The sequence below is a fragment of the Chryseobacterium sp. 6424 genome (genome assembly GCF_003692615.1).
In the GTDB taxonomy this organism is placed as follows: domain Bacteria; phylum Bacteroidota; class Bacteroidia; order Flavobacteriales; family Weeksellaceae; genus Kaistella.
In genome coordinates, this window is sequence record NZ_CP023540.1 from 1,078,440 (window position 1) to 1,098,981 (window position 20,542).

Below are 20,542 nucleotides of genomic sequence, written 5' to 3' on the forward strand. Positions count from 1 at the left end.
AAAAGTTATTTGATGGCTTAATTAACGCCATGCATCTTCTTCTCTAACCAGCGGCTCATCACGAAAAGAATTACTGCCGCAGCACCGCACATCACGATGAATACGAGGAAGAAATCGAACAGGTTAGCGATTTCAAAACCTAGGAAACTGGTAGTAGCAGCGGCCTGTCCCGCTTCTCCGCTTCCGGGGATCAGCGCAGAAAGCGTACCGGCAAACTTATTCGCAGCGGCATTGGCAAGGAACCAGGTCCCCATCAGCAATGATGAGAAACGTAGCGGCGAAAGTTTAGAAACCATGGAAAGTCCTATCGGTGAAAGACAAAGTTCCCCCATGGTGTGGATGACATACAGGGCAATCAGCCAGAACATGGATACTTTATCCATCATTCCCAGTCCGTAAACTGCAATCGCAATCACTACATATCCTAATGAAACTAAAGCAAGACCAAGCGCCATTTTCTTTGGTGAAGAAGGCTCTAACCCGCGGTTTCCTAATTTTAACCAAAGTGAGGAGAAGAGTGGTGCCAATAAGATGATTGCCAGTGGATTAACAGATTGGAAGTAACTTGCAGGCATTTCCCACCCGAACAGATTTCTGTCGGTTTGTCTGTCTGCGAAGATGGTAAGGGAAGCCCCAGCCTGCTCGAACGCGCCCCAGAAAAAGATGACGAAGAATGCAAGGATGAAGATCACCATAATTCTGTCGCGCTCTTCTTTTGTTAAAGATTTATCCGTCAGTACAATTAGTGGCATCACGACCATGGCACCATAGATAAGGTACCCGATGATATCAAGATCACTTTGGAACATGGTCTTGAAATTCATGAAGAAGAAGATCAAACCAATCGCGCCAACGACCATCCCGAATTGTGCAATCCCAAATTTAGCTGTAGGCATCCCTACCGGCTTGCTGTCTGCATCCACCAAGAGTTTGTTTTTTTGTACGATAAAGGTCACTAATCCGACCAGCATACCAATTCCGGCGGCTAAGAAACCCCATTTGAAATCTACTTTTTCAGCTAATGTTCCGCAGATGAGCGGCGCAAAGAAAGCCCCAAGATTAATCCCCATGTAGAATATCGTAAAGGCCGAGTCTACACGGCGGTCGCCCTGTGGGTATAATTGGCCTACCATTGTAGAAATATTCGGTTTAAAGAACCCGTTACCGATGATAAGCATGGTAAGCCCGATCCACATCAGCGTAATGGCCGAAGCTCCGGTGGTAGACGCACTGAAAAACATAATGAACTGCCCCAACGCCATTAAGATCCCACCAATTTCAATACTTCTGCGGTTACCTAGAAAACGGTCGGACAGGTAACCACCCAGTAAAGGGGTAAGATAAACAAGACCGGTATAACTTCCGTAAATCTGCGAGGCTTCGGCATCGCCCATCAAAAGCATTTTTGTCATGTAAAGCACGAAGATCGCTCGCATACCGTAGTAGGAAAAACGCTCCCACATTTCGGTCATAAACAAAAGATAGAGTCCTTTCGGGTGCCCTTTTTGCACTGCTGTGTCCATAATATTTTCTGTTGTTAATAATTGTTAAGAGACAAATATAGTTTTTTTTCCTTTTGGTGGCTGAAAATTTATATTTTTAAAACAAAAGTGCCGGTAATACCGGCACTTTATCAATTTCAAAGGCATTTAGTTCACCCCTTTTTCTTTCATGATTTTATTTAATCTTTTAAGAATGGAAAGACCGAGAAGTGTAGCCAATAACAACAACCCGAAATTCACGATGAAGAAATTGGCTTTGTTTTCGTAATCATACCAGAAACTGGCCAATACGCCCGAAAGTTTGTTGCCAATCGAGGTTGAGAGGAAGAATCCGCCCATCATCAGCGCTGTAATCCTCGGTGGTGAAAGCTTTGACACTAATGAAAGTCCCATCGGTGAAAGACAAAGCTCCCCAATCGTAATCACGCCATAGGCAGCTACCAACCACAGTGCTGATACTTTGACGGCTCCGTTGTCGCCTGCGTACACGGCACCTACCATCACAATGCACGAAAGGGCAGAGATAAACAAGCCAAGTACGATTTTGCTAGGTGTGGTAGGTTCTTTACCAATGCGGCGCAGGTACATGAAGAAGCCCACTACCACCGGCGTCAATACGATTACCCAAAAAGGATTCACAGACTGGAAGAGTTCGGTATTATAGAGAAAGACTTTTCCTTCGGGGTTCTTCTCCATTTCAGCTTTATGTTCCGGCAGGTCATTTCGGAAATAGATGTCTTTGCCCTGTTCCTTTACCGGTGCGCCTGCTTCATCCTTCTGTGCCTGATACTGATTATCGTACACATTTACCTCTCGGGTGGTGTAGTCTTTTGTTTCTACTAGATAAATGGCTTCCAGAGGCTTTTCTAAAGCAGCCGGTACACTACGGTCGGTGTAATAATTAGCCCAACGGGTTAAGGCCGTCCCGTTTTGCTTGAATACAGCCCAGAACATCAAACTTACCGCAAAGATGGCCAACAATGCGCCGATAGGACGCTTGTCTTCGGAATTGGCTTTTACATAAAGCATCACGTAGAAATATACTACCGGTAAACATGCGAAAATGAACGCATCGGTAGAATCGCTGCCGAAGATATTACCCGGGATCACCCAACCGATAATACCCGCTATAATCGCAGGTAAAAATACCTTGACAAGTACATCTGAGATCTTGGTATCGCCTTCCTGTGAAGGTTTTATAACGTTGGCTTTCAAGATATGTTTTCTACCAAGAGAGAAGATCAGCAAGCCTAGGAACATCCCGACACCCGCGGTGATAAATGCCTCGCCCCAGCCAAATTTATTACGCATAAACGCGGCAATGATATTACAAACAAAAGCACCGATATTAATACCCATATAAAAGATATTATAACCAGCATCTTTATTGGCACGGTAAGGCTCTTCTTCGTACAAGTTACCCAAAAGTGTAGAAATGCTTGGCTTAAAGAATCCGTTTCCTAAGATAATAAGCCCCATAGAGGCGTAGAACATTGGGATATCAGAGAACACCCCAAGGCCAATGTACCCCAGGCCCATAAGAGCGCCACCGATATAGATGGCCTTCATATAACCTAGAACCCGGTCTGCAAGGAAGCCGCCGAGAAAAGGTGTGAGGTAAGTAAGTGCGATGAATGTCCCGAAAATATCATCGGCATTTTTATCATTGAATGCCAGTCCGCCCGTTTCTTTCGGGTCGATCATGTAAAGAACAAAAATTCCGAGGATGAGGTAATAGCCAAAACGCTCCCACATTTCCGTGAAAAACAGATAGGGTAAGCCTTTTGGATGCTTGCTTTTGCTTGTCGCCATTTTTTATTTTTAAAGTTATATTATAGGTTTTCGAGTAAAAATTCGGTCATTTTCTGGTAAAGTTGCGGACGGGTTTGGCCACCATAGATACCGTGGTTTTTGTCCGGATACGCCATGAATTCGAACTGTTTTTTCTGCTGAACCAACGCTTCAGCAAACTCCATTGAGTTCTGGAAATGCACGTTGTCATCTGCAGTGCCATGGATCAGCAGGAATTTGCCTTTCAATAAATTAGCATATTCGGTAGGTGAGTTTTCATCATAACCTTTAGGGTTTTCCTGTGGGGTTCTCAGGAATCTTTCGGTGTACACCGTATCATAGTACCTCCAGTTAGTCACCGGTGCTACGGCAATACCTGTTTTGAAGACATCAGCACCTTTTGTCAGCGCCAAACTCGCCATGTAACCACCGAAACTCCAGCCGAAAATACCGATTCGGGACTTGTCAATATAGCTTTGGTTTCCGAACCATTTGGCTGCCGCGATCTGATCCTCGATTTCATATTTACCGAGATTCATGTAGGTGGATTTCTTAAATTTAGTTCCTTTATAGCCGGTTCCGCGTCCATCTACGCAAGCCACAATATATCCCTGCTGTACTAAATGATTGAACCATAATGCGTTGCCCGAATCCCACGAATTGGATACGCTTTGTGAGCCCGGCCCAGAATATTGGAACATAAACAAAGGATATTTTTTATTAGGGTCGAAATCTTTAGGCTTCATCACCCAAGCGTTCATTTGGTCGCCCACTTCATTCGGGATGGTGAAATATTCCTTGGCTACCCAGTTATCTGCCTGAAGTTTTGCCAACATTTCGTTATTGTTCTGTAATTCTTTTACGGTTTTGCCATTGCCATCTTTCAGGATATACGTGTGCGGACGGTTGGCGGTAGAAGAAGTTTCGATGAAATAATTAAAATTTCCACTGAAATTAGCATTGTTATTCCCTTCTGCATTAGAAAGCAGGGTAGATTTTCCGGTGCTGATGTTAATCTTGGAAACTACTTTGTTGATGCTGCCTTTTTCGGTGGTTTGCACGTACACTTCCTTTGTTTTCGGGTTATAGCCGTAATAATTGGTGACTTCCCAGTTGCCTTTGGTGATTTGCTTTTTCAGCTTTCCGTTCTCATCATATAAATAAAGGTGTCTGTTCCCATCACGTTCAGAGCCCCAGATGAATGAATTATCATCTAAAAATTCTAGGGTAACATTATCAGTATCAACCCATTTTTCATCAGTTTCCGTGAAGAGTTTTCTGATGTTGCCTGTCTTGGTATTTACTTTCAGTATGTCTGAAGCATTTTGTGTTCTATCAGAAGTGATTAAAATGATTTCATCTGCTTTGGCCGTTTTATAGACATTCGGGATGTAATAATTCTTAAAGCCCGAAAGGTTAAGCGCTATGGTTTTGCCAGAATCCAAACGGAAAAGCTGCGCGGATACGACTGAGTTTTTTTCGCCGGCTTTCGGATATTTGAAACGCATCTCCGAAGGATAGAGCTTTTTGCCGTAAATAGGTATTAAAACCTCCGGAACGTCGGTTTCATCAGACTTTACAAAGACAATAGCATCAGAGTTTTTAGTCCATTCATATAAACGTGCGTGCCCGAATTCTTCCTCATACACCCAATCGGCCAAGCCATTCAGGATGTGGTTTTTCTTACCATCAATCGTTATCTGAACGATTTTTCCGGTATCGATATCCTGATAATAGAGGTTATTGTCGGCCACGAAGGCTACTTTGGTACCGTCTGGTGAAAAAGTAGGTTCTTGCACGAATCTACCTTCGTTCAGGTTGACCGTTTTACCGGTTTTAAGGTCTTTTACCTCATATTTACCAAAAAAAGAATGTCTGTAAACAGGTTCACTTTCCTTCAGCAACAAGATTTTTGATTCATCATCATTAAACAGGTAAGATTCATACCTTCCATCTACGATGTTTCCCTCTTTTTGCGAAGTTTTGTAAGAATATTTCGCGATTCCGCCCGGTTCGATCACGGCATAATTCAGTCCGTTCTTAAGGGAGGCGATTCCGCTGATTCCTTTACCGCGATAGTATCCGGAATATATTTTGTCGAGGGTGATTTCCTGAGCAAAAGCCGCTACAGAAGCCATTACCGAGATGGTTAAAAAGATTTTTTTCATGGATAAAATTTGATAAAGACCAAAGATAATAATTTTATTAAAACGGCGGCAGAAAGTGATGTAAAGCATCATGCTTTGGCCATAAAATTGATGATTCCTTCAGTGTTTAAAACCCATTTCTATAAAAAACCGAAAATTGTTAAAATATGGCAGCCAAGAAATATTCCGACAAAGCCTCCGAAAAAATCGGAGAAGTGATGCACGAGTTCAAAGAAGGTAAATTAAAGACTTCTGCAGGAAAAAAAGTTACTGATCGAAAACAGGCAGTAGCGATTGGGATTTCAGAAGCCCAACAGGAGGGACTTAAAACTCCCCGAAAGAAATAAGATTGTAGCCGTTGGTATTGACCAGCGGTTTTTTTATTAAGTACGTGCCTAAATAAGGCTCTATAAAATTTAGTATGAATATTTATAAATAGAAAGAAACAGTTTTTTTGTGAGAAGCAAAATTTTATGGTTCAAAACTTTCAAATTTACCATTATCATAAAACCAAACGATTTTCTTAATGATAGGTAATTGATTTTCAGTTGTTTGTGTAACTGGTTTTAATTCCTGATTTCCTAATCGCTGAGAATCGCTTAAAATTTCTTTAACTGAACGCTGTGCAGGAATATCGGATTCTCGAGGGCTTACAGTTTCGCTTAATTGTTCATCTGATGTCTTACCGAAATTTTCGTCAGTGATGATTGAAAATAAATCGGGGACAGGAACGGATTGTGTTTTTGCCGGAATTTTTTCCTCTGGCTTCTGTAGCATTTCGCCTTCACCAGTAATTACCCAGTCCCAAGTAAGTTCTGGAAATCTGTTCTTAATCTTGATAAGAAAGTCTAGGGAAGGTTTATTTCTTCCGGAAGTGATATGTGAGATGTTAGATCGCTGTACTTCTATTTCATCAGCAAATTCTGAGGGTGTAAGTTTAGAGTAAGCGATGATTTCGGCAATTCGTTCATTCAAATTCATAATTACAAATGTAAAAAATAAATTTAAACTTGTAAATACAAATGTAAACCAAATGTTTTTACAAAAGTAAACCAGCGTTGTAGACGCTGGTTTATAATAAGTTACCGTAGTTTATTGTTATGAACGGTGTGCGTGCTCGTCTTTCTCAGGATCGAATTTCAGCTTACGTTCTTTCTTCTTTGCAGGAAATAATAGTGACAGCAAGATGCTGGCGCCAAGGATCCCGACGATTACAATCAAAGAGTGGCTGGTGGTAAAACCCCATACTTGGAGGTAAGAATGTAATAACATCTTGAGTCCGATAAAGGTGAGCAATACAGCCAAACCAATCTTTAGGAAACGGAATTTATCAATAATACCCGCCAGCAGGAAGAACATCGAACGCAAACCGATAATCGCAAAGATATTTGAGAAGAATACAATATAAGGGTCCTTGGTAACCGAGAATATCGCTGGGATGCTATCTACGGCGAAAATAAGATCGGTAGCTTCAATGATCAAAAGTACGAGGAATAGGGGAGTGATCTTCTTTACACCATCTATGGTAACAAAGAATTTATTACCTACGAAATGATCGTGTACCTTAAAAAACCGTTTTGCGAACTTTACTACAGGGTGATTCTGAGGGTCGATTTTCTCATCATCTTGCTTATCAAAGAACATTTTTATCCCGGTAAATACCAGAAACGCCCCGAACACATACATGATCCAACTGAATTTTTCTATCAGTGCGGCACCTACAAATATAAAGATGAAACGCATGACGATCGCACCTAAAATTCCCCAGAACAGGACGCGGTGATAATTTCGTGGCGCGACACCAAAGGCGGTAAATACCAAAACCATGACGAAGATGTTGTCAACCGACAAGGCATATTCTACAACGTATCCGGTAAGATACTCAAGGCCCAGATTTTGATTATACAGTTGTATGCTAAGTTCCAGATCGTTAGGGATTACTTTCACCGGATGATGATGCGAGGTGATCACGCTCTGGAGTTTTTCCATACTGTCAATGCCGTGGAGTAGGTGACCGTATGTAAGGAGTACAAAATAGAAGCACATGGAGAGTGCGACTACGAAAAAACTCATAAGTCCGGCTTGTTTCATAGAAACGGTATCGGATTTCTTCTTAAGCAGACCTAAGTCCAGGGCAAGGATGAAGGCAATAAATATCAAGAAGCCTCCCATAAAGATTGTTTCGTTGTTCATATAAAAATTAAATAACGACAAATATAAACTTTTTAAAGTTTTTTACGCTTGTTTACATCTGTAACGCCAAACAATCATCAAATAATATTGCAATCCTTGCAGGTTTAACCAAACTTTCAATATTTCAGGTTTTCCACAACATTTAATACTTAAAGTCTATCTTAAGTAAAATATTATATGAAAATTATAAAATACTCAAATTCAATAATTTATAAAATTGAATTACGAATAATGCAATCCACATTTTTATCCACAGACAAGATGACATATTGTCTTGTTTAATAAGTTTACAAAAGTAAACAAGTGTAAACTGCTCTCATTTTTATATATTTGAAATCTGTAAATTATCATCTATGCCATCAATTTTGCCTTATTCGAAAAACCCAACGTTCGCTACACGCTATATTCGTCCCGAAAAATTATTTTTATTCTTAGAAGAGAATTACAGCGATCAGATTACCGTTATTGGTCATTCAGTTTTGGGACAACCTATTTACAGGATGAGGTTAGGCAATGGTAAATTGAAAGTATTGGCCTGGTCGCAAATGCACGGTAATGAATCTACCGGAACATTGGCCATGCTAGATCTGTTACATTCATTGAAGGAAAATCCTGGATTGCAGAATGAATTGTTTAAAACGCTTACACTTGATTTCATCTGGATGTTGAATCCGGACGGATCCGCAAAATGGACGCGCAGAAACGCGCTGGATATTGATATGAACAGGGATTTTTTGAAAGTCTCAAGTAAAGAATTTGCGATCCTGAAGGAAACAGCGACTTCGGGATCTTATGATTATGCCTTAAATCTCCACGATCAGCGTACGATTTTCACCACCGATGGGGAGTATCCGGCAACGCTGTCCTTTTTGGCGCCAAGTGTGAATGTGGAGCGCGAGATCACAGAAGTTCGGAAGAAATGCATGGCCGTAATCTCAAGGATTTACAAATCGTTGCAGGATGACCTTCCGAAACAGGTTGCCAGGTATTCTGATGAATTTTATCCCACCTCTACCGGCGACAATTTCAGTAAAATGGGTTTGCCTACTATCCTTTTTGAAGGTGGGTATTATCAGGAGGATTATTATCGAGTACATACCCGAAAATATTTTACCCAAGCCCTATTCGAAGCGCTAAAAGCCATTTCAGAACTTAAAGGTAGTACAGATGGTTGGGAAGCCTACCTGGAGATACCATTAAATAAAGAAACCCATTACGACCTTATTTACCGTAATGTAAAATTGAGTCTGGAATATGAGTGTATCTTGGATATTGCGGTACAATACCGTGAAATGATACAGGAAAATGAAGACGAAATATCTTTTGTACCTGTTGTGATGGAAGTAGGCGATGTAGGTAACAAAAAAGGTTGGAAAGAAATCGACTGTACCGGAAAGAAATTTATTTCCGCAAGAAAATTCCCGAAACTCGACGAACCGGTTGACTTTAGGATAGAATAAAAAAAAGCTACGCTTCTGCGTAGCTCTGTATCTGGTATAGGTATTTATTTTACGATCTTAATCCCATTAGCCACAAAACGGATTTCTTCCTTTGGGCTGGTGATCGCATCAATTTCTACCTGGGTTTTCTTGGCATCTTCAGCATAATGTTTCTGTTCATCTACAGAGATGACTTTGGTTTCTGCGCTACCTTCAAGGATGACATTTTTACCCTTCAGCGCTGTAGGAACGAAAAAGGCGTAATCCTTCATCTTTACGAAGAATTTTTCGTCGTTTTCAGTTTCGATGGTGAGCCAACATCCTTTTTTATCGCAAACATCAGTTACTTTTCCCTTTACAGCCACATTTTCTGTTTTTTTGGTTTTTTGTAACAATTTTCCAAGGCGTTTTGGCGTTACCGCGGTTTTGTCCGCATGAGGTGATAGGATATTTCCGTAGGTATCGCCGATGGCAGCATTTCCTTCTGGTGGTCCGACTTTTTTGGTTTCCTGCCCGAAAGCAACTAAAGAAAACATTAGTGAAAAAACAAAGAGTGCCTTTTTCATAAAAATTAATTTTCACAAAAATATAAAATTATCATACATAGTTCATAAAAGTAATACATATTTTCTGTTCTATATGCAGAAAATTGAATTGAAAATGTTATTCATTGTATAAAAATAATATATTTGATTCCTAAAAAATTACAGTGACAGTAAAAATAATTTATGCAGAAAAAACTCAAACTGTGGGATGCCACAATGCTGGTGATGGGATCTATGATTGGTAGTGGCATCTTTATCGTAAGCTCCGATATGATGCGGAACTTAGGCTCTGGCTATTGGTTAATTGCGGTTTGGGTAATTACAGCGGTGATGACAGTGGCTGCTGCAATTTCTTATGGTGAATTGTCTGCCATGTTCCCGAAAGCTGGCGGACAATACACTTACCTGACAGAAATTTTTGGCAAGATGACAGGTTTCCTTTATGGTTGGGGCCTGTTCACCGTTATACAAACCGGTACAATTGCGGCGGTGGCGATGGCATTCGGGAAGTTTACCGCTTATCTGATCCCTGCTCTTAACGATTCGGCACCCATATTCCAAAGTGGTAGTTTCCGCATTACGTGGGTACAGATTCTGGCGATTGTCATCATTCTGCTGCTTACTTATATCAATACCAAAGGCGTAAAGAACGGAAAACTGCTGCAGAATATATTCACCGCTTCTAAGGTATTGGCATTGTTGGGCATTATCGCGTTTGGTTTTTTACTGGTGAAAGAATCGTATTGGGTAGGTAATATGGGTTTCGGCTGGGATGCTTTTCAGGATTTTGGCCGAGAGGTAGGTAACGATTTGCTGCCCACAGGTTGGTCACCTATCAGCGGTATCACGCTGCTGGGTGGCATTGCGGCAGCTATGGTAGGCGCTGTTTTCAGTTCTGTAGCTTGGGAGAATGTGACGTTTGTGTCGGGAGAGGTTGAGGATCCAAAGAAGAACATCGTGCGTGCTATGGTGCTGGGTACTTCCGTAGTGATGATCCTTTATCTATTGGTGAATTTGGTTTACTTAAACACGCTGGGGCGTGATGCTATCGCATTTGCAGACAAAAACCGCCCTGCAGTCGCCGTCTCAGAGGTTATCTTAGGTAACGTGGGAACCGTCGTGATGGCAGTTTTAGTCATGGTCTCTACGTTTGGCTGTATCAATGGTTTGGTATTAGCTGGCGCGCGTGTTTTTCAAACGATGGCAAAAGACGGACTTTTCTTTAAAGCTGCCATACAGAATAACCGCCACGATGTGCCTGAAAAATCATTATGGATGCAGGGTTTGTGGGCATGTGCGCTTGCATTGAGTGGCCAGTACGGCGACCTGCTTGATATGATTTCGTTCGTCATCGTACTTTTCTATATGATTACTGTCTTCGGGGTGATCTATCTTAGGGTCAAGAAACCTGCCATAGAGCGTCCTTACCGTGCCTGGCTTTATCCGCTAACGCCACTGGTATATCTTTTCATCGGGACAGCCTTCTGTGTACTGCTCATTTGGTTTAAACCTCAATATACATGGCCCGGATTCCTACTTATTTTGTTGGGTTTGCCCGTATATTGGTTTATCAACAAAAATAAAACGGATACGCAATAAATTCAATATTAAACAGAACATCTTTATCAATTTACGGCACGGCCTTAGCTTCATTGCCAGAAATAATCAACAATGTCTGAACTCGTCCCCATCCTGCAATCCGTGTATCTGTATGAAATAGAACTCGCAAAGTCGAAATTGGCTTCCCGCGAGATCCCCAGCTATATCAGGAATGAATATGTAAACCAGGTCGCCGTATTCCCCGTATCGCAGCATTATATTCTTGTCGTTAATGCGAATGATGTTTTTGCCGCACAAACGGTTTTAGAAGAAACATTCGAACAGGAAGACGATGGCATCTAATCGAATTGATGTTATTTAACTCATCATGCTGCACTGTAATTTCCGTGAAGTAATGTACAGTTGTGTTATCATCCTTTATTAATAAAATCAGCCTGGCTTCAAACTGGAAAATGCATTTTGTGTAGATTCTATTCCTCAAAAAACTAAAAAAAGCCCGCCTTTTTCCTTTTGTCTCCCCTCATAAAATCCCTATCTTTGGTCAAAATTTTTTAAGCTATGACCGAGTGGAAAACTGTAAAAGAATACCAAGATATTACTTATAAAAAATGTGGTGCTGTGGCACGTATCGCTTTCAACCGCCCCGAAGTGCGCAACGCATTCCGGCCGAAGACAACCTCTGAACTTTATGATGCCTTTTATCACGTATCCGAAGATCCATCGGTAGGCGTAGTACTCCTTACAGGTGAGGGCCCGAGTCCGAAAGATGGCGGCCATGCCTTCTGCAGCGGTGGCGATCAAAAGGCACGTGGCGAACAAGGCTATGTGGGCGAAGATGGCAGACACCGTTTGAACATCCTGGAAGTTCAGCGGCTGATCCGTTTTATGCCGAAAGTGGTCATCGCGGTTGTAAATGGCTGGGCTGTAGGCGGGGGACACTCCTTACACGTGGTCTGTGACCTTACCTTGGCGAGCGAAGAACATGCTATCTTTAAACAAACCGATGCCGATGTCACCAGTTTCGATGGTGGGTACGGTTCTGCTTATTTGGCAAAGATGGTCGGACAGAAAAAAGCGCGCGAGATATTCTTTTTAGGCCGAAATTACTCCGCGAAGGAAGCTGCGGATATGGGCATGGTGAACGCTGTAATCCCACATGCCGAGCTTGAAGATACCGCATACGAATGGGCGCAGGAAATCTTAGCGAAATCCCCGATGTCTATCCGAATGCTGAAATTCGCCATGAACCTCACCGATGACGGTATGGTAGGGCAGCAGGTATTCGCGGGCGAAGCGACACGACTGGCGTACATGACCGATGAAGCCAAAGAAGGCCGAAACGCCTTCCTGGAGAAACGGAAGCCAAACTTTGGGGACAACAAATGGATTTCTTAGAAATCGCACTATTATATGAAGTACGATGTATCAACTATAAAATACTAAGTACAAAGTACATTTTACAAAAACAATGACAGATTGGATTAAAGCCGCACGCTTGCGCACATTACCGCTTTCCATCAGTGGGATTATCATGGGTTCGTTTATCGCAAGATGGAGAATCATGCAGGATGGCGGCAGTTGGGACTGGCGAATCTTTGCGTTGGCACTGCTTGTAACGTTACTGTATCAGGTGTTGTCTAATTTTGCGAATGATTACGGTGATGGAATTAAAGGTACCGACAAACTCAGGATAAATGAGGCAGAACAGCGTGCGGTAGCTTCAGGCAAAATTACAGCAAAGCAAATGCGAAATGCCATGGTTTTGTTTGCACTTCTGTCGTTAATAGCTACGGTAACCTTATTATATCTCGCCTTTTTCAAGGAAGGCCTGATGCAGGAGTTTTACATTTTTGTGGGGCTTGGCATTGCCTGTATTTTGGCGGCAATCGGTTATACGGTTGGTAAAAAGCCATACGGATATATGGGCTTGGGCGATATTTTCGTCTTTGCATTTTTTGGCCTGGTTTCGGTGTGCGGAAGCTATTTTCTGTTCACCAAAACATTTCATTGGGATATGCTTCTGCCAGCCACAGCCATTGGTATGATGAGTGCGGCAGTGCTGAATCTCAACAACATGCGCGATATTGAAAGTGATGCGCTTAGTGGGAAGAAAACACTCGCGTTGCGGATGGGTTTCCGTTACGCAATGGTGTACGAAATCGTTTTGCTACAGCTTCCGCTGATCCTGATGCTTGTTTTCATGATGATGAATGGCCTGCACGAACAGGGTAACTACTATGCCTTTATTTTCTTCATCCTTGTTTTTCCCATGACTGCGCTCAGAAGAAAGATCATGACAACCCGCGAGCCTCGTGAGCTGGATCCGTATCTAAAACAGGTTGGGATCTTCACATTGGTGATGAGTTTGCTGGTAGCGTTCGGACTTAATTATTTTTAAAAAAACATCAAAAATGAAAATACAATATCTTGGGCAGAACTGCTTTCTGCTTACCTACAAGGGTAAAAACATCCTTACTGACCCATTCTACTACCATGGCAAAGCCGAATCTGGCTTTGATATACTTGCGCAACAGATTGATTATGTTTTGATTACCCACGCGCACGGGGATCACACAGCGGATGTTGCGGATGTGCTGCAGCATTATCCGGAAGCACAACTTATTGGTCAGCCAGAAATCTGTGGATATTTCGGTCACCCGCATGCGGTTGATCTAAATATAGGCGGTTCCACCAAAATAGAGGACCTTGAAATTTCGATGGTCTCTGCCAGTCATACCAGTTCGTTCCCCGACGGAACTTATGGCGGTGAACCCAGTGGTTATATGTTCAGTTTCCCTGAGAAAAACATCTATTTTGCAGGTGATACAGGCGTAATGGCAGATATGGCCATATTTCCACAACTTTATGGCGCGATAGACTTGGCTATTCTTCCCGTAGGTGGTCATTACACGATGTGCGCTAAAAATGCAAGTTTCGCGGCGTCTGAATTACTGAAAACAAATAAAGTGATTGGCTGCCATTTCGATACCTTCGCACCGATTGAGATTAACCATGAAACTGCAAAAAAGCATTTTGAAGAAAAAGGAGTGGAGTTGATATTACCTAAGTTGGGAGAAACCTTTAAATTTTAGGCATAAAAAAATGGCAAGCGATCTACATCACACCGCTACAACCGTTTACCTTTGCTGCGTTCCCACCCTGGAGGATTCACAGGAGCTGGTTGTGTAGGACTTGCCGGTGCAAAGATAGGGCTTTAAATTAAATTTCAAAATTTACAAATAAAAAAAATATAGTTATTAAAATATTTAGCATGGTAAAAAGTGTATATGGTGTTGGTTTTCTGCTGTTTGTAGCCACGATGGTAATTTTCTTTGCCATGTATTTTTTCGGGATGAATACCGAATATTTCAACAATTCTTTGCTTATCAATGCATTTTTATTGCCTGCGGTGTATTTGGCAGGGGCGTATTATTCGGTGCATATAGAAAAGAAAAAAGGCTTTCCCATGGGTTTTCGCGAGGTGTTCGGGCGGGCATTCAAACCGATGTTTTTCGGTGGGCTGCTTTCGGTGCTCGCGATGTTTTTATTTCTGAATTTTGCAGATCCTGCCGCTAAGGATTTACTTAATTATCAATACATTGAAAGACAGAAGACCGAGCTTAACAAGGAATATGTAAAAGCCAAAACCGGCCTTGCGGATAAAGAGGCACAGGCTGAGCTGGAGCGTAAATATCAGGAAAGGCTGCAAAGTTTTTCCCCGGAAATGATCAAAGGGAAAGATATGTTTACCCTCCGCCAGTTTTTCTATTACTTTGCCGCGATTTTGGTTTTCTATGTGATCCTCTCGGTGTTTTTTGGCAGTTTTTTCCGTAATAAACCTACTGTATAACTCATTAACTAATATAATTTTAAAATATTCATGAATTTATCGATCATCATACCGCTGCTTAATGAAGAAGATTCGCTGGAGGAATTGTTTTCCAGGATAGATCAGGTGTGCCGTTTTGCCAACCTCAGCTATGAAGTTTGGTTCGTAGATGACGGCAGTATAGATCTTTCCTGGAGCATCATCGAAAACCTGAAAGTGCAGCATCCGCAGATTCATGGCATCAAATTCTCGCGTAATTACGGCAAATCGCAGGCTTTACATGCCGCTTTCGAGCGTGCGCAGGGCGAAGTCATCATCACTATGGACGCGGATTTGCAAGATTTTCCTGAGGAAATTCCTGAACTTTATAAAATGGTAAAAGAGGAGGATTACGACATCGTGTCTGGCTGGAAGAAAAAACGTTTCGATAACGTGATGACTAAAAATTTGCCATCCAAGCTCTTCAATGCCGCTGCGCGTAAGGTCTCCGGCGTATATCTGCACGACTTTAACTGTGGGCTGAAGGCGTATAAAAAGCAAGTCGTAAAATCTATTGATGTTTACGGCGATATGCACCGTTATATCCCGGTCCTTGCTGCCAATGCAGGTTTCAGGAAGATTACCGAGAAAGAGGTGCAGCATCAGGCAAGGCCTTATGGAACGTCAAAATTTGGGACCGAAAGATTCGTGCGCGGCTTCCTTGATCTCATTACACTTTGGTTTGTGAGCCGTTTCGGTGGCCGGCCGATGCATTTTTTCGGTGCTGTGGGGACGTTGATGTTCATCATAGGGTTTCTGTCGGCATTTTGGTTAGGACTTTCAAAACTGATAGATGTTTCCCGTGGTATCTATGGTCATCTGCTCACCAATAATGCCTGGTTTTTTATTGCTTTAACGATGATGATCCTCGGAACATTGCTCTTTATTGCCGGCTTTTTAGGAGAAATGATTATCCGCAGTAACCGTACCCACAAAAATTATAATATTGAAGAAGTGATTTAGTGATGAAGCAGCTGTTATCTGTGTTATTGGCATGTACACTCCTGGCATGTGGTAAAATGAAACCCGAAGGCGAAATTGAAAGTAAAGACTTCCGTGTGGAAGATTTTGTCAATTTGGATCTGAAAGGGAAGTTCCGGCTTTTTTATGTGAAAAGCGACAGTAGCTTTGTGAATGTAGAAACGTACCCGAACATCCTCAATAATTTGAATATCAATGTAAAAGATCAGACGTTAAGCATCGCGGAGCGGCGTGAGACTCGCGGAACTGATTTTTATAACGTTACCGTGTATTCTAAATATGATCTTCAGCAGGTTTCTGTAGCAGACTCCGTAGAAATTAATATTTCAAGTGAAATAAATACCGATAATTTTCGGCTGAATTTAAAAAATAACAGTAAATTTATTGGGTCGGTTAAGTCGCGCCGCGCGGAAGTGGATATGAGTGATAAAAGCCTCGCGAATTTCTTGGGCAGCACTGAAAATGCAGTACTGAAAATAGCAGATTCAGCCAGCCTTCTTTCACCTTATTGGTTGCTCGGCAATTTGACCATCGACTCAAAAAACGGTAATTACGCAGAAGTTAACGTAAGAGATTCATTGAAAGGAACCGTTAAGAACACCGCTAAGATGATTTATTACAACGATCCGATACGTGCCTTCAAAATCGACCCAACCGCGCAGGTACAGCACAGAAAATTACAGTGACAGCAACTCATTAAAGTTATTAAACATTACAGATATGACAACCTTAGAAAAAGCACAGCTTTGGCTTAGCGAAACCTTCGATCAGGACACCAGAACGACCATTGAACATTGGATTAAAACCAACTCTGAAGATCTGGAAGATTCCTTTTACCGCGAACTGGAGTTCGGTACCGGCGGTATGCGCGGCATTATGGGCGTGGGCACCAACCGTCTTAACAAATATACCCTTGGCCAGGCCACACAAGGTCTTGCGAACTATCTACATACCCAGTTCCCCGGCGAGGAAATAAAAGTGGCAATCGCTTATGACGTCCGCAACAACTCAAAAGAATTCGGTAAAATGTGTGCCGATGTGCTTACGGCCAATGGCATCAAAGTTTTGCTTTTCAAGGAACACCGCCCGACACCCGAATTATCGTTTACCGTTCGCGATAAAAAATGTAACGCTGGGATCGTACTCACAGCTTCCCACAACCCACCGGAGTATAACGGCTATAAAGTATATTGGAATGACGGGGCGCAGATTGTACCCCCACATGATGATGCCATTATACGCGAGGTATATTCTGTAAAGTTTGAAGACATTAAATTTGAAGGGAATGATAATTTAATTGAATGGATTGGCGAAGAACAGGATGCGGTGTACATTGATGCTTGTATGGAAAATTCGCTGTATCAGAAGGATAAGATAGGTTATAATAATTTGAATATCGTATTCACCTCTATTCACGGCACTACCTATAAAACCATTCCGCAGGCATTGAAAAAGGCAGGTTTTACGAAAGTTGATTTTGTAACCGAGCAAATGATCCCAAGCGGTAATTTCCCGACCGTCGCTTCCCCGAATCCGGAAGAACCTGCAGCACTTGAAATGGCGCTTGACCTGGCCAGGATTACCAACGGCGACATCGTCATCGGTACCGATCCCGATGGTGACCGATTAGGTATTGCGGTAAGAAACCTACAGGGCGAAATGCAGTTGCTGAACGGTAACCAAACCAACACCATTTTAACATATTACATCCTCGACCAGTGGCAAAAAGCCGGTAAAATTACAGGTAAAGAGTTCATTGGCTCTACCATCGTAACATCAGATATTTTCTTTGATATTGCTAAAAAATTCGGTGTTGACTGTAAAGTTGGGCTCACCGGCTTCAAATGGATCGGAAAAATGATCCGCGAGCACGAGGGCACTGAAAAATTCGTGTGTGGAGGCGAAGAAAGTTTCGGCTTTATGACCGGGGATTTCGTGCGAGATAAGGATTCTTGCGGCTCTATTCTTCTGGCATGTGAAATTGCCGCCTGGTGTAAAGCCAACGGTAAGACGATGTACCAATATATGATTGAGATCTACAAAGACCTCGGCATGTATTATGAAGGCCTCATCAATGTAGTGAAGAAGGGCAGAAGCGGCGCAGAGGAAATTCAGCAGATGATGAAGAACTTCCGCGAGAATCCACCGGCGGTCATCGCAGGCTCCAAAATCGCTGAAGTGAAAGACTTCCTAGAGCAGACTTCCCTGCATCTACCCGAAAACCGAAAGTCTGTGATGGATGAGATCCCGAAATCCAACGTTTTGATCTATTACACCGAAGATGGCACCAAAGTTTGCGTACGGCCATCTGGTACAGAGCCGAAGATAAAATTCTACGTTTCGGTAAAAGATAATATTACCTCGGAACAGGAGTTCAGTGAGAAACTCTTGATACTTGAAGAAAAAATCAGTCAGGTAAAGGCCGACCTAAAACTTTAACCTAAAAACCTTCGGAGTCCGCTCCGGAGGTTTAAATATTTTAGTATGAAAGCATCAAAATTAGCCCAGCACCTTATCGGTTCCGAAATTATTAAAATTGGCAACCAGGTCAACGACATGAAAGCCCAGGGCGCGGAAATCGCGAACCTTACGATTGGTGATTTAGACGCTGATATCTATCCCATCCCGAAGATTTTAAAAGAAGAGATACAGAAAGCGTACGATAACAATCTTACGAACTATCCCCCGGCTAACGGGTTGAAGCCGCTTCGTGAAGCAGTTTCGGCTGATCTTCAGCAGCGGTATGGTCTTACTTATTCATCCGAGGAGATTTTGGTAGCCGGTGGCTCGCGACCTTTGATCTATGCTACTTTCAAAACTATTGTTGACGCAGGCGACAAGGTGATATACCCAGTCCCATCGTGGAATAACAATCACTACACCTACTTAACCGACGCGGTGAAAATAGAAGTAGAGACCAGCCAGGCCAATAATTTTCTGCCTACTGCTGAAGAACTGAAACCACATCTGCCAGATGCTGTATTGCTGGCGCTCTGCTCACCATTGAATCCTACAGGGACCATGTTTTCTAAGGAACAGCTAAGTGAAATCTGCGAACTCGTGCTCGAAGAGAATAGCCGCCGTACCGAAGGTCAAAAACCGCTTTACTTGATGTATGACCAAATTTATGCGATGCTAACGTTTGGGGAAGAACATTACAATCCGGTGTCGCTGTTTCAGGAGATGAAGAAATATACCATCTTTATTGACGGAACTTCCAAATGCTTCGCCGCCACAGGAATCCGCGTGGGATGGAGTTTCGGTCCGAAAGAAATCATGGATCATATGAAGTCATTGTTAGGGCACATCGGTGCCTGGGCGCCAAAACCGGAACAGTCTGCCGTAGCAAAGTTCCTTAATGATCCAAGACAGGTAGATGCTTTTGTAGAGGACTATAAAAACAAAATCGCAGCCAGCCTGCAAGTACTGCACACTGGTATTCAGGATATGAGCTCCCGCGGAATGACTGTCAACAGCATCAAACCGATGGGTGCGCTGTACCTCACCATCGAACTGGACTATTTAGGTAAAATAAAACCAAACGGTGAGGTAATCGCGGATTCATCCGATTTGGTCTTCTACCTCATTGAAGAGGCAGGGGTTGCATTGGTACCGTTTTCCGCCTTTGGTAATTCGCGTAACATGCCTTGGTTCCGGGCTTCGGTGGGCGGTCTGTCTGCGGAAGCGATTACTGAAATGTTACCACGCCTTGAAAAGTCACTTTTAAACCTCAAATAATTTTTAATGAAGATTATTGCTGTTATTCCGGCACGTTACGAGGCCAGCAGATTCCCGGGCAAACTCATGCAGATGCTTGGTGATTGTACCGTTATCGCCACTACTTATGATAATGTGGTACAAACCCGCCTGTTTGATGAAGTCTTTGTGGCCACGGATTCAGATATCATTTTTGAAGAAATTACCAAGACGGGCGGCAAAGCCGTGAAAACCGGTCCACATGAAACCGGCAGCGATCGCATCGCTGAGGCTGTACAGCACATTGATTGTGATATTGTGGTGAATGTACAGGGGGATGAACCTTTTCTGAAAACAGAGCCACTGCGTCAATTGATCTCAGTCTTTCAGGATGATGAGTCGGGAAGGATTTCGTTGGCTTCCCTTAAAATTAAAATTCAGGAAGAAGAAGAGGTATTAAACCCAAATGTGGTAAAAGTAATCACCGATCATGAAGGTTTTGCGCTTTATTTCAGTCGTTCTGCAATACCGTATCCGCGTGAAATTGGGGTCGCAACTACTTATTTCCGCCATATTGGCGTATATGCGTTTCGGAAGAATGCGTTGCTTGATTTTGCGAAATTGCCTATGCGGCCGCTGGAAATATCAGAAAAGATTGAATGTCTGCGCTATCTGGAGTATGGCATGAAGATCCGCATGATAGAAACAGATTTTGTAGGTGTAGGCATTGATGTGCCCGCGGATCTCGAGAAAGCCCGCGAACTTTTGGATCGCACTGCGCAATCTTAAGTTCAAAAAAATATATATTTGAAAAATTAAT

The 20,542-nt window shown here is 42.5% G+C and carries 19 protein-coding genes and 1 other RNA gene; 13 read left to right on the forward strand and 7 right to left on the reverse strand.

Annotated features, from left to right (window positions below; all coding sequences use genetic code 11):
- Nucleotides 1-17: 17 nt before the first annotated feature.
- The 3 genes from CO230_RS05020 to CO230_RS05030 form a co-directional block, all read right to left on the reverse strand.
- Entirely contained in the window at nucleotides 18-1,523 is a 1,506-nt protein-coding gene (locus CO230_RS05020) for a peptide MFS transporter (protein WP_122027590.1), read from the reverse strand.
- A gap of 126 nt (nucleotides 1,524-1,649) precedes the next feature.
- Nucleotides 1,650-3,314, reverse strand: a complete 1,665-nt coding sequence (locus CO230_RS05025; RefSeq protein WP_122027591.1) for a peptide MFS transporter — start codon at nucleotides 3,312-3,314, stop codon at nucleotides 1,650-1,652.
- A gap of 20 nt (nucleotides 3,315-3,334) precedes the next feature.
- Nucleotides 3,335-5,461 carry a S9 family peptidase gene (locus tag CO230_RS05030; RefSeq protein WP_122028899.1) on the reverse strand — a complete coding sequence of 709 codons (2,127 nt, stop codon included), beginning with the start codon at nucleotides 5,459-5,461 and terminating at the stop codon, nucleotides 3,335-3,337.
- Nucleotides 5,462-5,607: 146 nt separating this feature from the next.
- On the opposite strand from CO230_RS05030, the gene CO230_RS05035 reads away from it, so the two are divergent.
- Nucleotides 5,608-5,787 (forward strand): DUF6496 domain-containing protein, encoded by a 180-nt coding sequence (locus tag CO230_RS05035; RefSeq protein WP_122027592.1) that lies wholly within the window; start codon nucleotides 5,608-5,610, stop codon nucleotides 5,785-5,787.
- Nucleotides 5,788-5,911: 124 nt separating this feature from the next.
- On the opposite strand, the gene CO230_RS05040 is transcribed toward CO230_RS05035, so the two are convergent.
- A complete protein-coding gene (locus CO230_RS05040) occupies nucleotides 5,912-6,421 on the reverse strand; it encodes a helix-turn-helix transcriptional regulator (RefSeq protein ID WP_122027593.1) in 510 nt (169 codons plus the stop codon).
- A gap of 117 nt (nucleotides 6,422-6,538) precedes the next feature.
- The gene (locus CO230_RS05045; protein ID WP_122027594.1) at nucleotides 6,539-7,633 is read right to left on the reverse strand and encodes a TerC family protein; all 1,095 of its coding nucleotides are present in this window, start codon (nucleotides 7,631-7,633) and stop codon (nucleotides 6,539-6,541) included.
- Nucleotides 7,634-7,986: 353 nt separating this feature from the next.
- Between CO230_RS05045 and CO230_RS05050 the strand changes: the two genes are divergently transcribed.
- Nucleotides 7,987-9,093: a M14 family zinc carboxypeptidase gene (locus tag CO230_RS05050; RefSeq protein WP_122027595.1), complete on the forward strand. Its 1,107-nt coding sequence runs from the start codon at nucleotides 7,987-7,989 to the stop codon at nucleotides 9,091-9,093.
- A 44-nt stretch (nucleotides 9,094-9,137) separates the two neighbouring features.
- On the opposite strand, the gene CO230_RS05055 is transcribed toward CO230_RS05050, so the two are convergent.
- Nucleotides 9,138-9,638, reverse strand: a complete 501-nt coding sequence (locus CO230_RS05055; protein WP_122027596.1) for a DUF4920 domain-containing protein — start codon at nucleotides 9,636-9,638, stop codon at nucleotides 9,138-9,140.
- Nucleotides 9,639-9,800: 162 nt separating this feature from the next.
- On the opposite strand from CO230_RS05055, the gene CO230_RS05060 reads away from it, so the two are divergent.
- From CO230_RS05060 to CO230_RS05080, 5 genes are all read left to right on the forward strand, one after another.
- The gene (locus CO230_RS05060) at nucleotides 9,801-11,216 is read left to right on the forward strand and encodes an APC family permease (RefSeq protein ID WP_122027597.1); all 1,416 of its coding nucleotides are present in this window, start codon (nucleotides 9,801-9,803) and stop codon (nucleotides 11,214-11,216) included.
- A 72-nt stretch (nucleotides 11,217-11,288) separates the two neighbouring features.
- Nucleotides 11,289-11,519 (forward strand): DUF2007 domain-containing protein, encoded by a 231-nt coding sequence (locus tag CO230_RS05065; RefSeq protein WP_122027598.1) that lies wholly within the window; start codon nucleotides 11,289-11,291, stop codon nucleotides 11,517-11,519.
- Nucleotides 11,520-11,735: 216 nt separating this feature from the next.
- Nucleotides 11,736-12,572: a 1,4-dihydroxy-2-naphthoyl-CoA synthase gene (locus CO230_RS05070; RefSeq protein ID WP_122027599.1), complete on the forward strand. Its 837-nt coding sequence runs from the start codon at nucleotides 11,736-11,738 to the stop codon at nucleotides 12,570-12,572.
- A gap of 73 nt (nucleotides 12,573-12,645) precedes the next feature.
- Nucleotides 12,646-13,575 (forward strand): 1,4-dihydroxy-2-naphthoate octaprenyltransferase, encoded by a 930-nt coding sequence (menA, locus tag CO230_RS05075; protein ID WP_122027600.1) that lies wholly within the window; start codon nucleotides 12,646-12,648, stop codon nucleotides 13,573-13,575.
- Nucleotides 13,576-13,588: 13 nt separating this feature from the next.
- Nucleotides 13,589-14,269 carry a metal-dependent hydrolase gene (locus tag CO230_RS05080; RefSeq protein WP_122027601.1) on the forward strand — a complete coding sequence of 227 codons (681 nt, stop codon included), beginning with the start codon at nucleotides 13,589-13,591 and terminating at the stop codon, nucleotides 14,267-14,269.
- An 8-nt stretch (nucleotides 14,270-14,277) separates the two neighbouring features.
- On the opposite strand, the gene ffs is transcribed toward CO230_RS05080, so the two are convergent.
- An RNA gene (gene ffs / locus CO230_RS05085) (signal recognition particle sRNA small type) lies at nucleotides 14,278-14,375 on the reverse strand.
- A 73-nt stretch (nucleotides 14,376-14,448) separates the two neighbouring features.
- Between ffs and CO230_RS05090 the strand changes: the two genes are divergently transcribed.
- Genes CO230_RS05090 through kdsB form a run of 6 tightly spaced genes read left to right on the forward strand, consistent with a single transcriptional unit; the run spans nucleotide 14,449 to nucleotide 20,511 of the window.
- Nucleotides 14,449-15,027: a DUF4199 domain-containing protein gene (locus CO230_RS05090; protein WP_122027602.1), complete on the forward strand. Its 579-nt coding sequence runs from the start codon at nucleotides 14,449-14,451 to the stop codon at nucleotides 15,025-15,027.
- 30 nt (nucleotides 15,028-15,057) lie between these two features.
- Nucleotides 15,058-16,008 (forward strand): glycosyltransferase family 2 protein, encoded by a 951-nt coding sequence (locus CO230_RS05095; RefSeq protein WP_122027603.1) that lies wholly within the window; start codon nucleotides 15,058-15,060, stop codon nucleotides 16,006-16,008.
- 2 nt (nucleotides 16,009-16,010) lie between these two features.
- Complete coding sequence (locus tag CO230_RS05100; RefSeq protein ID WP_122027604.1) at nucleotides 16,011-16,712, forward strand: GIN domain-containing protein; 702 nt, start codon at nucleotides 16,011-16,013, stop codon at nucleotides 16,710-16,712.
- A 34-nt stretch (nucleotides 16,713-16,746) separates the two neighbouring features.
- Nucleotides 16,747-18,465, forward strand: coding sequence for a phospho-sugar mutase (locus tag CO230_RS05105; protein ID WP_122027605.1), 1,719 nt, complete (start codon nucleotides 16,747-16,749; stop codon nucleotides 18,463-18,465).
- A 45-nt stretch (nucleotides 18,466-18,510) separates the two neighbouring features.
- Complete coding sequence (locus tag CO230_RS05110) at nucleotides 18,511-19,764, forward strand: pyridoxal phosphate-dependent aminotransferase (RefSeq protein WP_122027606.1); 1,254 nt, start codon at nucleotides 18,511-18,513, stop codon at nucleotides 19,762-19,764.
- A gap of 6 nt (nucleotides 19,765-19,770) precedes the next feature.
- Nucleotides 19,771-20,511, forward strand: a complete 741-nt coding sequence (kdsB, locus tag CO230_RS05115; RefSeq protein ID WP_122027607.1) for a 3-deoxy-manno-octulosonate cytidylyltransferase — start codon at nucleotides 19,771-19,773, stop codon at nucleotides 20,509-20,511.
- The last annotated feature ends 31 nt before the right edge of the window (nucleotides 20,512-20,542 follow it).

Coding starts and splice junctions, on each gene's coding strand:
- CO230_RS05020 (WP_122027590.1), bottom strand. CDS start 1,523: ATGGACACAGCAGTGCAAAAAGGGCACCCGAAAGGACTCTATCTTTTG.
- CO230_RS05025 (WP_122027591.1), bottom strand. CDS start 3,314: ATGGCGACAAGCAAAAGCAAGCATCCAAAAGGCTTACCCTATCTGTTT.
- CO230_RS05030 (WP_122028899.1), bottom strand. CDS start 5,461: ATGAAAAAAATCTTTTTAACCATCTCGGTAATGGCTTCTGTAGCGGCT.
- CO230_RS05035 (WP_122027592.1), top strand. CDS start 5,608: ATGGCAGCCAAGAAATATTCCGACAAAGCCTCCGAAAAAATCGGAGAA.
- CO230_RS05040 (WP_122027593.1), bottom strand. CDS start 6,421: ATGAATTTGAATGAACGAATTGCCGAAATCATCGCTTACTCTAAACTT.
- CO230_RS05045 (WP_122027594.1), bottom strand. CDS start 7,633: ATGAACAACGAAACAATCTTTATGGGAGGCTTCTTGATATTTATTGCC.
- CO230_RS05050 (WP_122027595.1), top strand. CDS start 7,987: ATGCCATCAATTTTGCCTTATTCGAAAAACCCAACGTTCGCTACACGC.
- CO230_RS05055 (WP_122027596.1), bottom strand. CDS start 9,638: ATGAAAAAGGCACTCTTTGTTTTTTCACTAATGTTTTCTTTAGTTGCT.
- CO230_RS05060 (WP_122027597.1), top strand. CDS start 9,801: ATGCAGAAAAAACTCAAACTGTGGGATGCCACAATGCTGGTGATGGGA.
- CO230_RS05065 (WP_122027598.1), top strand. CDS start 11,289: ATGTCTGAACTCGTCCCCATCCTGCAATCCGTGTATCTGTATGAAATA.
- CO230_RS05070 (WP_122027599.1), top strand. CDS start 11,736: ATGACCGAGTGGAAAACTGTAAAAGAATACCAAGATATTACTTATAAA.
- menA (WP_122027600.1), top strand. CDS start 12,646: ATGACAGATTGGATTAAAGCCGCACGCTTGCGCACATTACCGCTTTCC.
- CO230_RS05080 (WP_122027601.1), top strand. CDS start 13,589: ATGAAAATACAATATCTTGGGCAGAACTGCTTTCTGCTTACCTACAAG.
- CO230_RS05090 (WP_122027602.1), top strand. CDS start 14,449: ATGGTAAAAAGTGTATATGGTGTTGGTTTTCTGCTGTTTGTAGCCACG.
- CO230_RS05095 (WP_122027603.1), top strand. CDS start 15,058: ATGAATTTATCGATCATCATACCGCTGCTTAATGAAGAAGATTCGCTG.
- CO230_RS05100 (WP_122027604.1), top strand. CDS start 16,011: ATGAAGCAGCTGTTATCTGTGTTATTGGCATGTACACTCCTGGCATGT.
- CO230_RS05105 (WP_122027605.1), top strand. CDS start 16,747: ATGACAACCTTAGAAAAAGCACAGCTTTGGCTTAGCGAAACCTTCGAT.
- CO230_RS05110 (WP_122027606.1), top strand. CDS start 18,511: ATGAAAGCATCAAAATTAGCCCAGCACCTTATCGGTTCCGAAATTATT.
- kdsB (WP_122027607.1), top strand. CDS start 19,771: ATGAAGATTATTGCTGTTATTCCGGCACGTTACGAGGCCAGCAGATTC.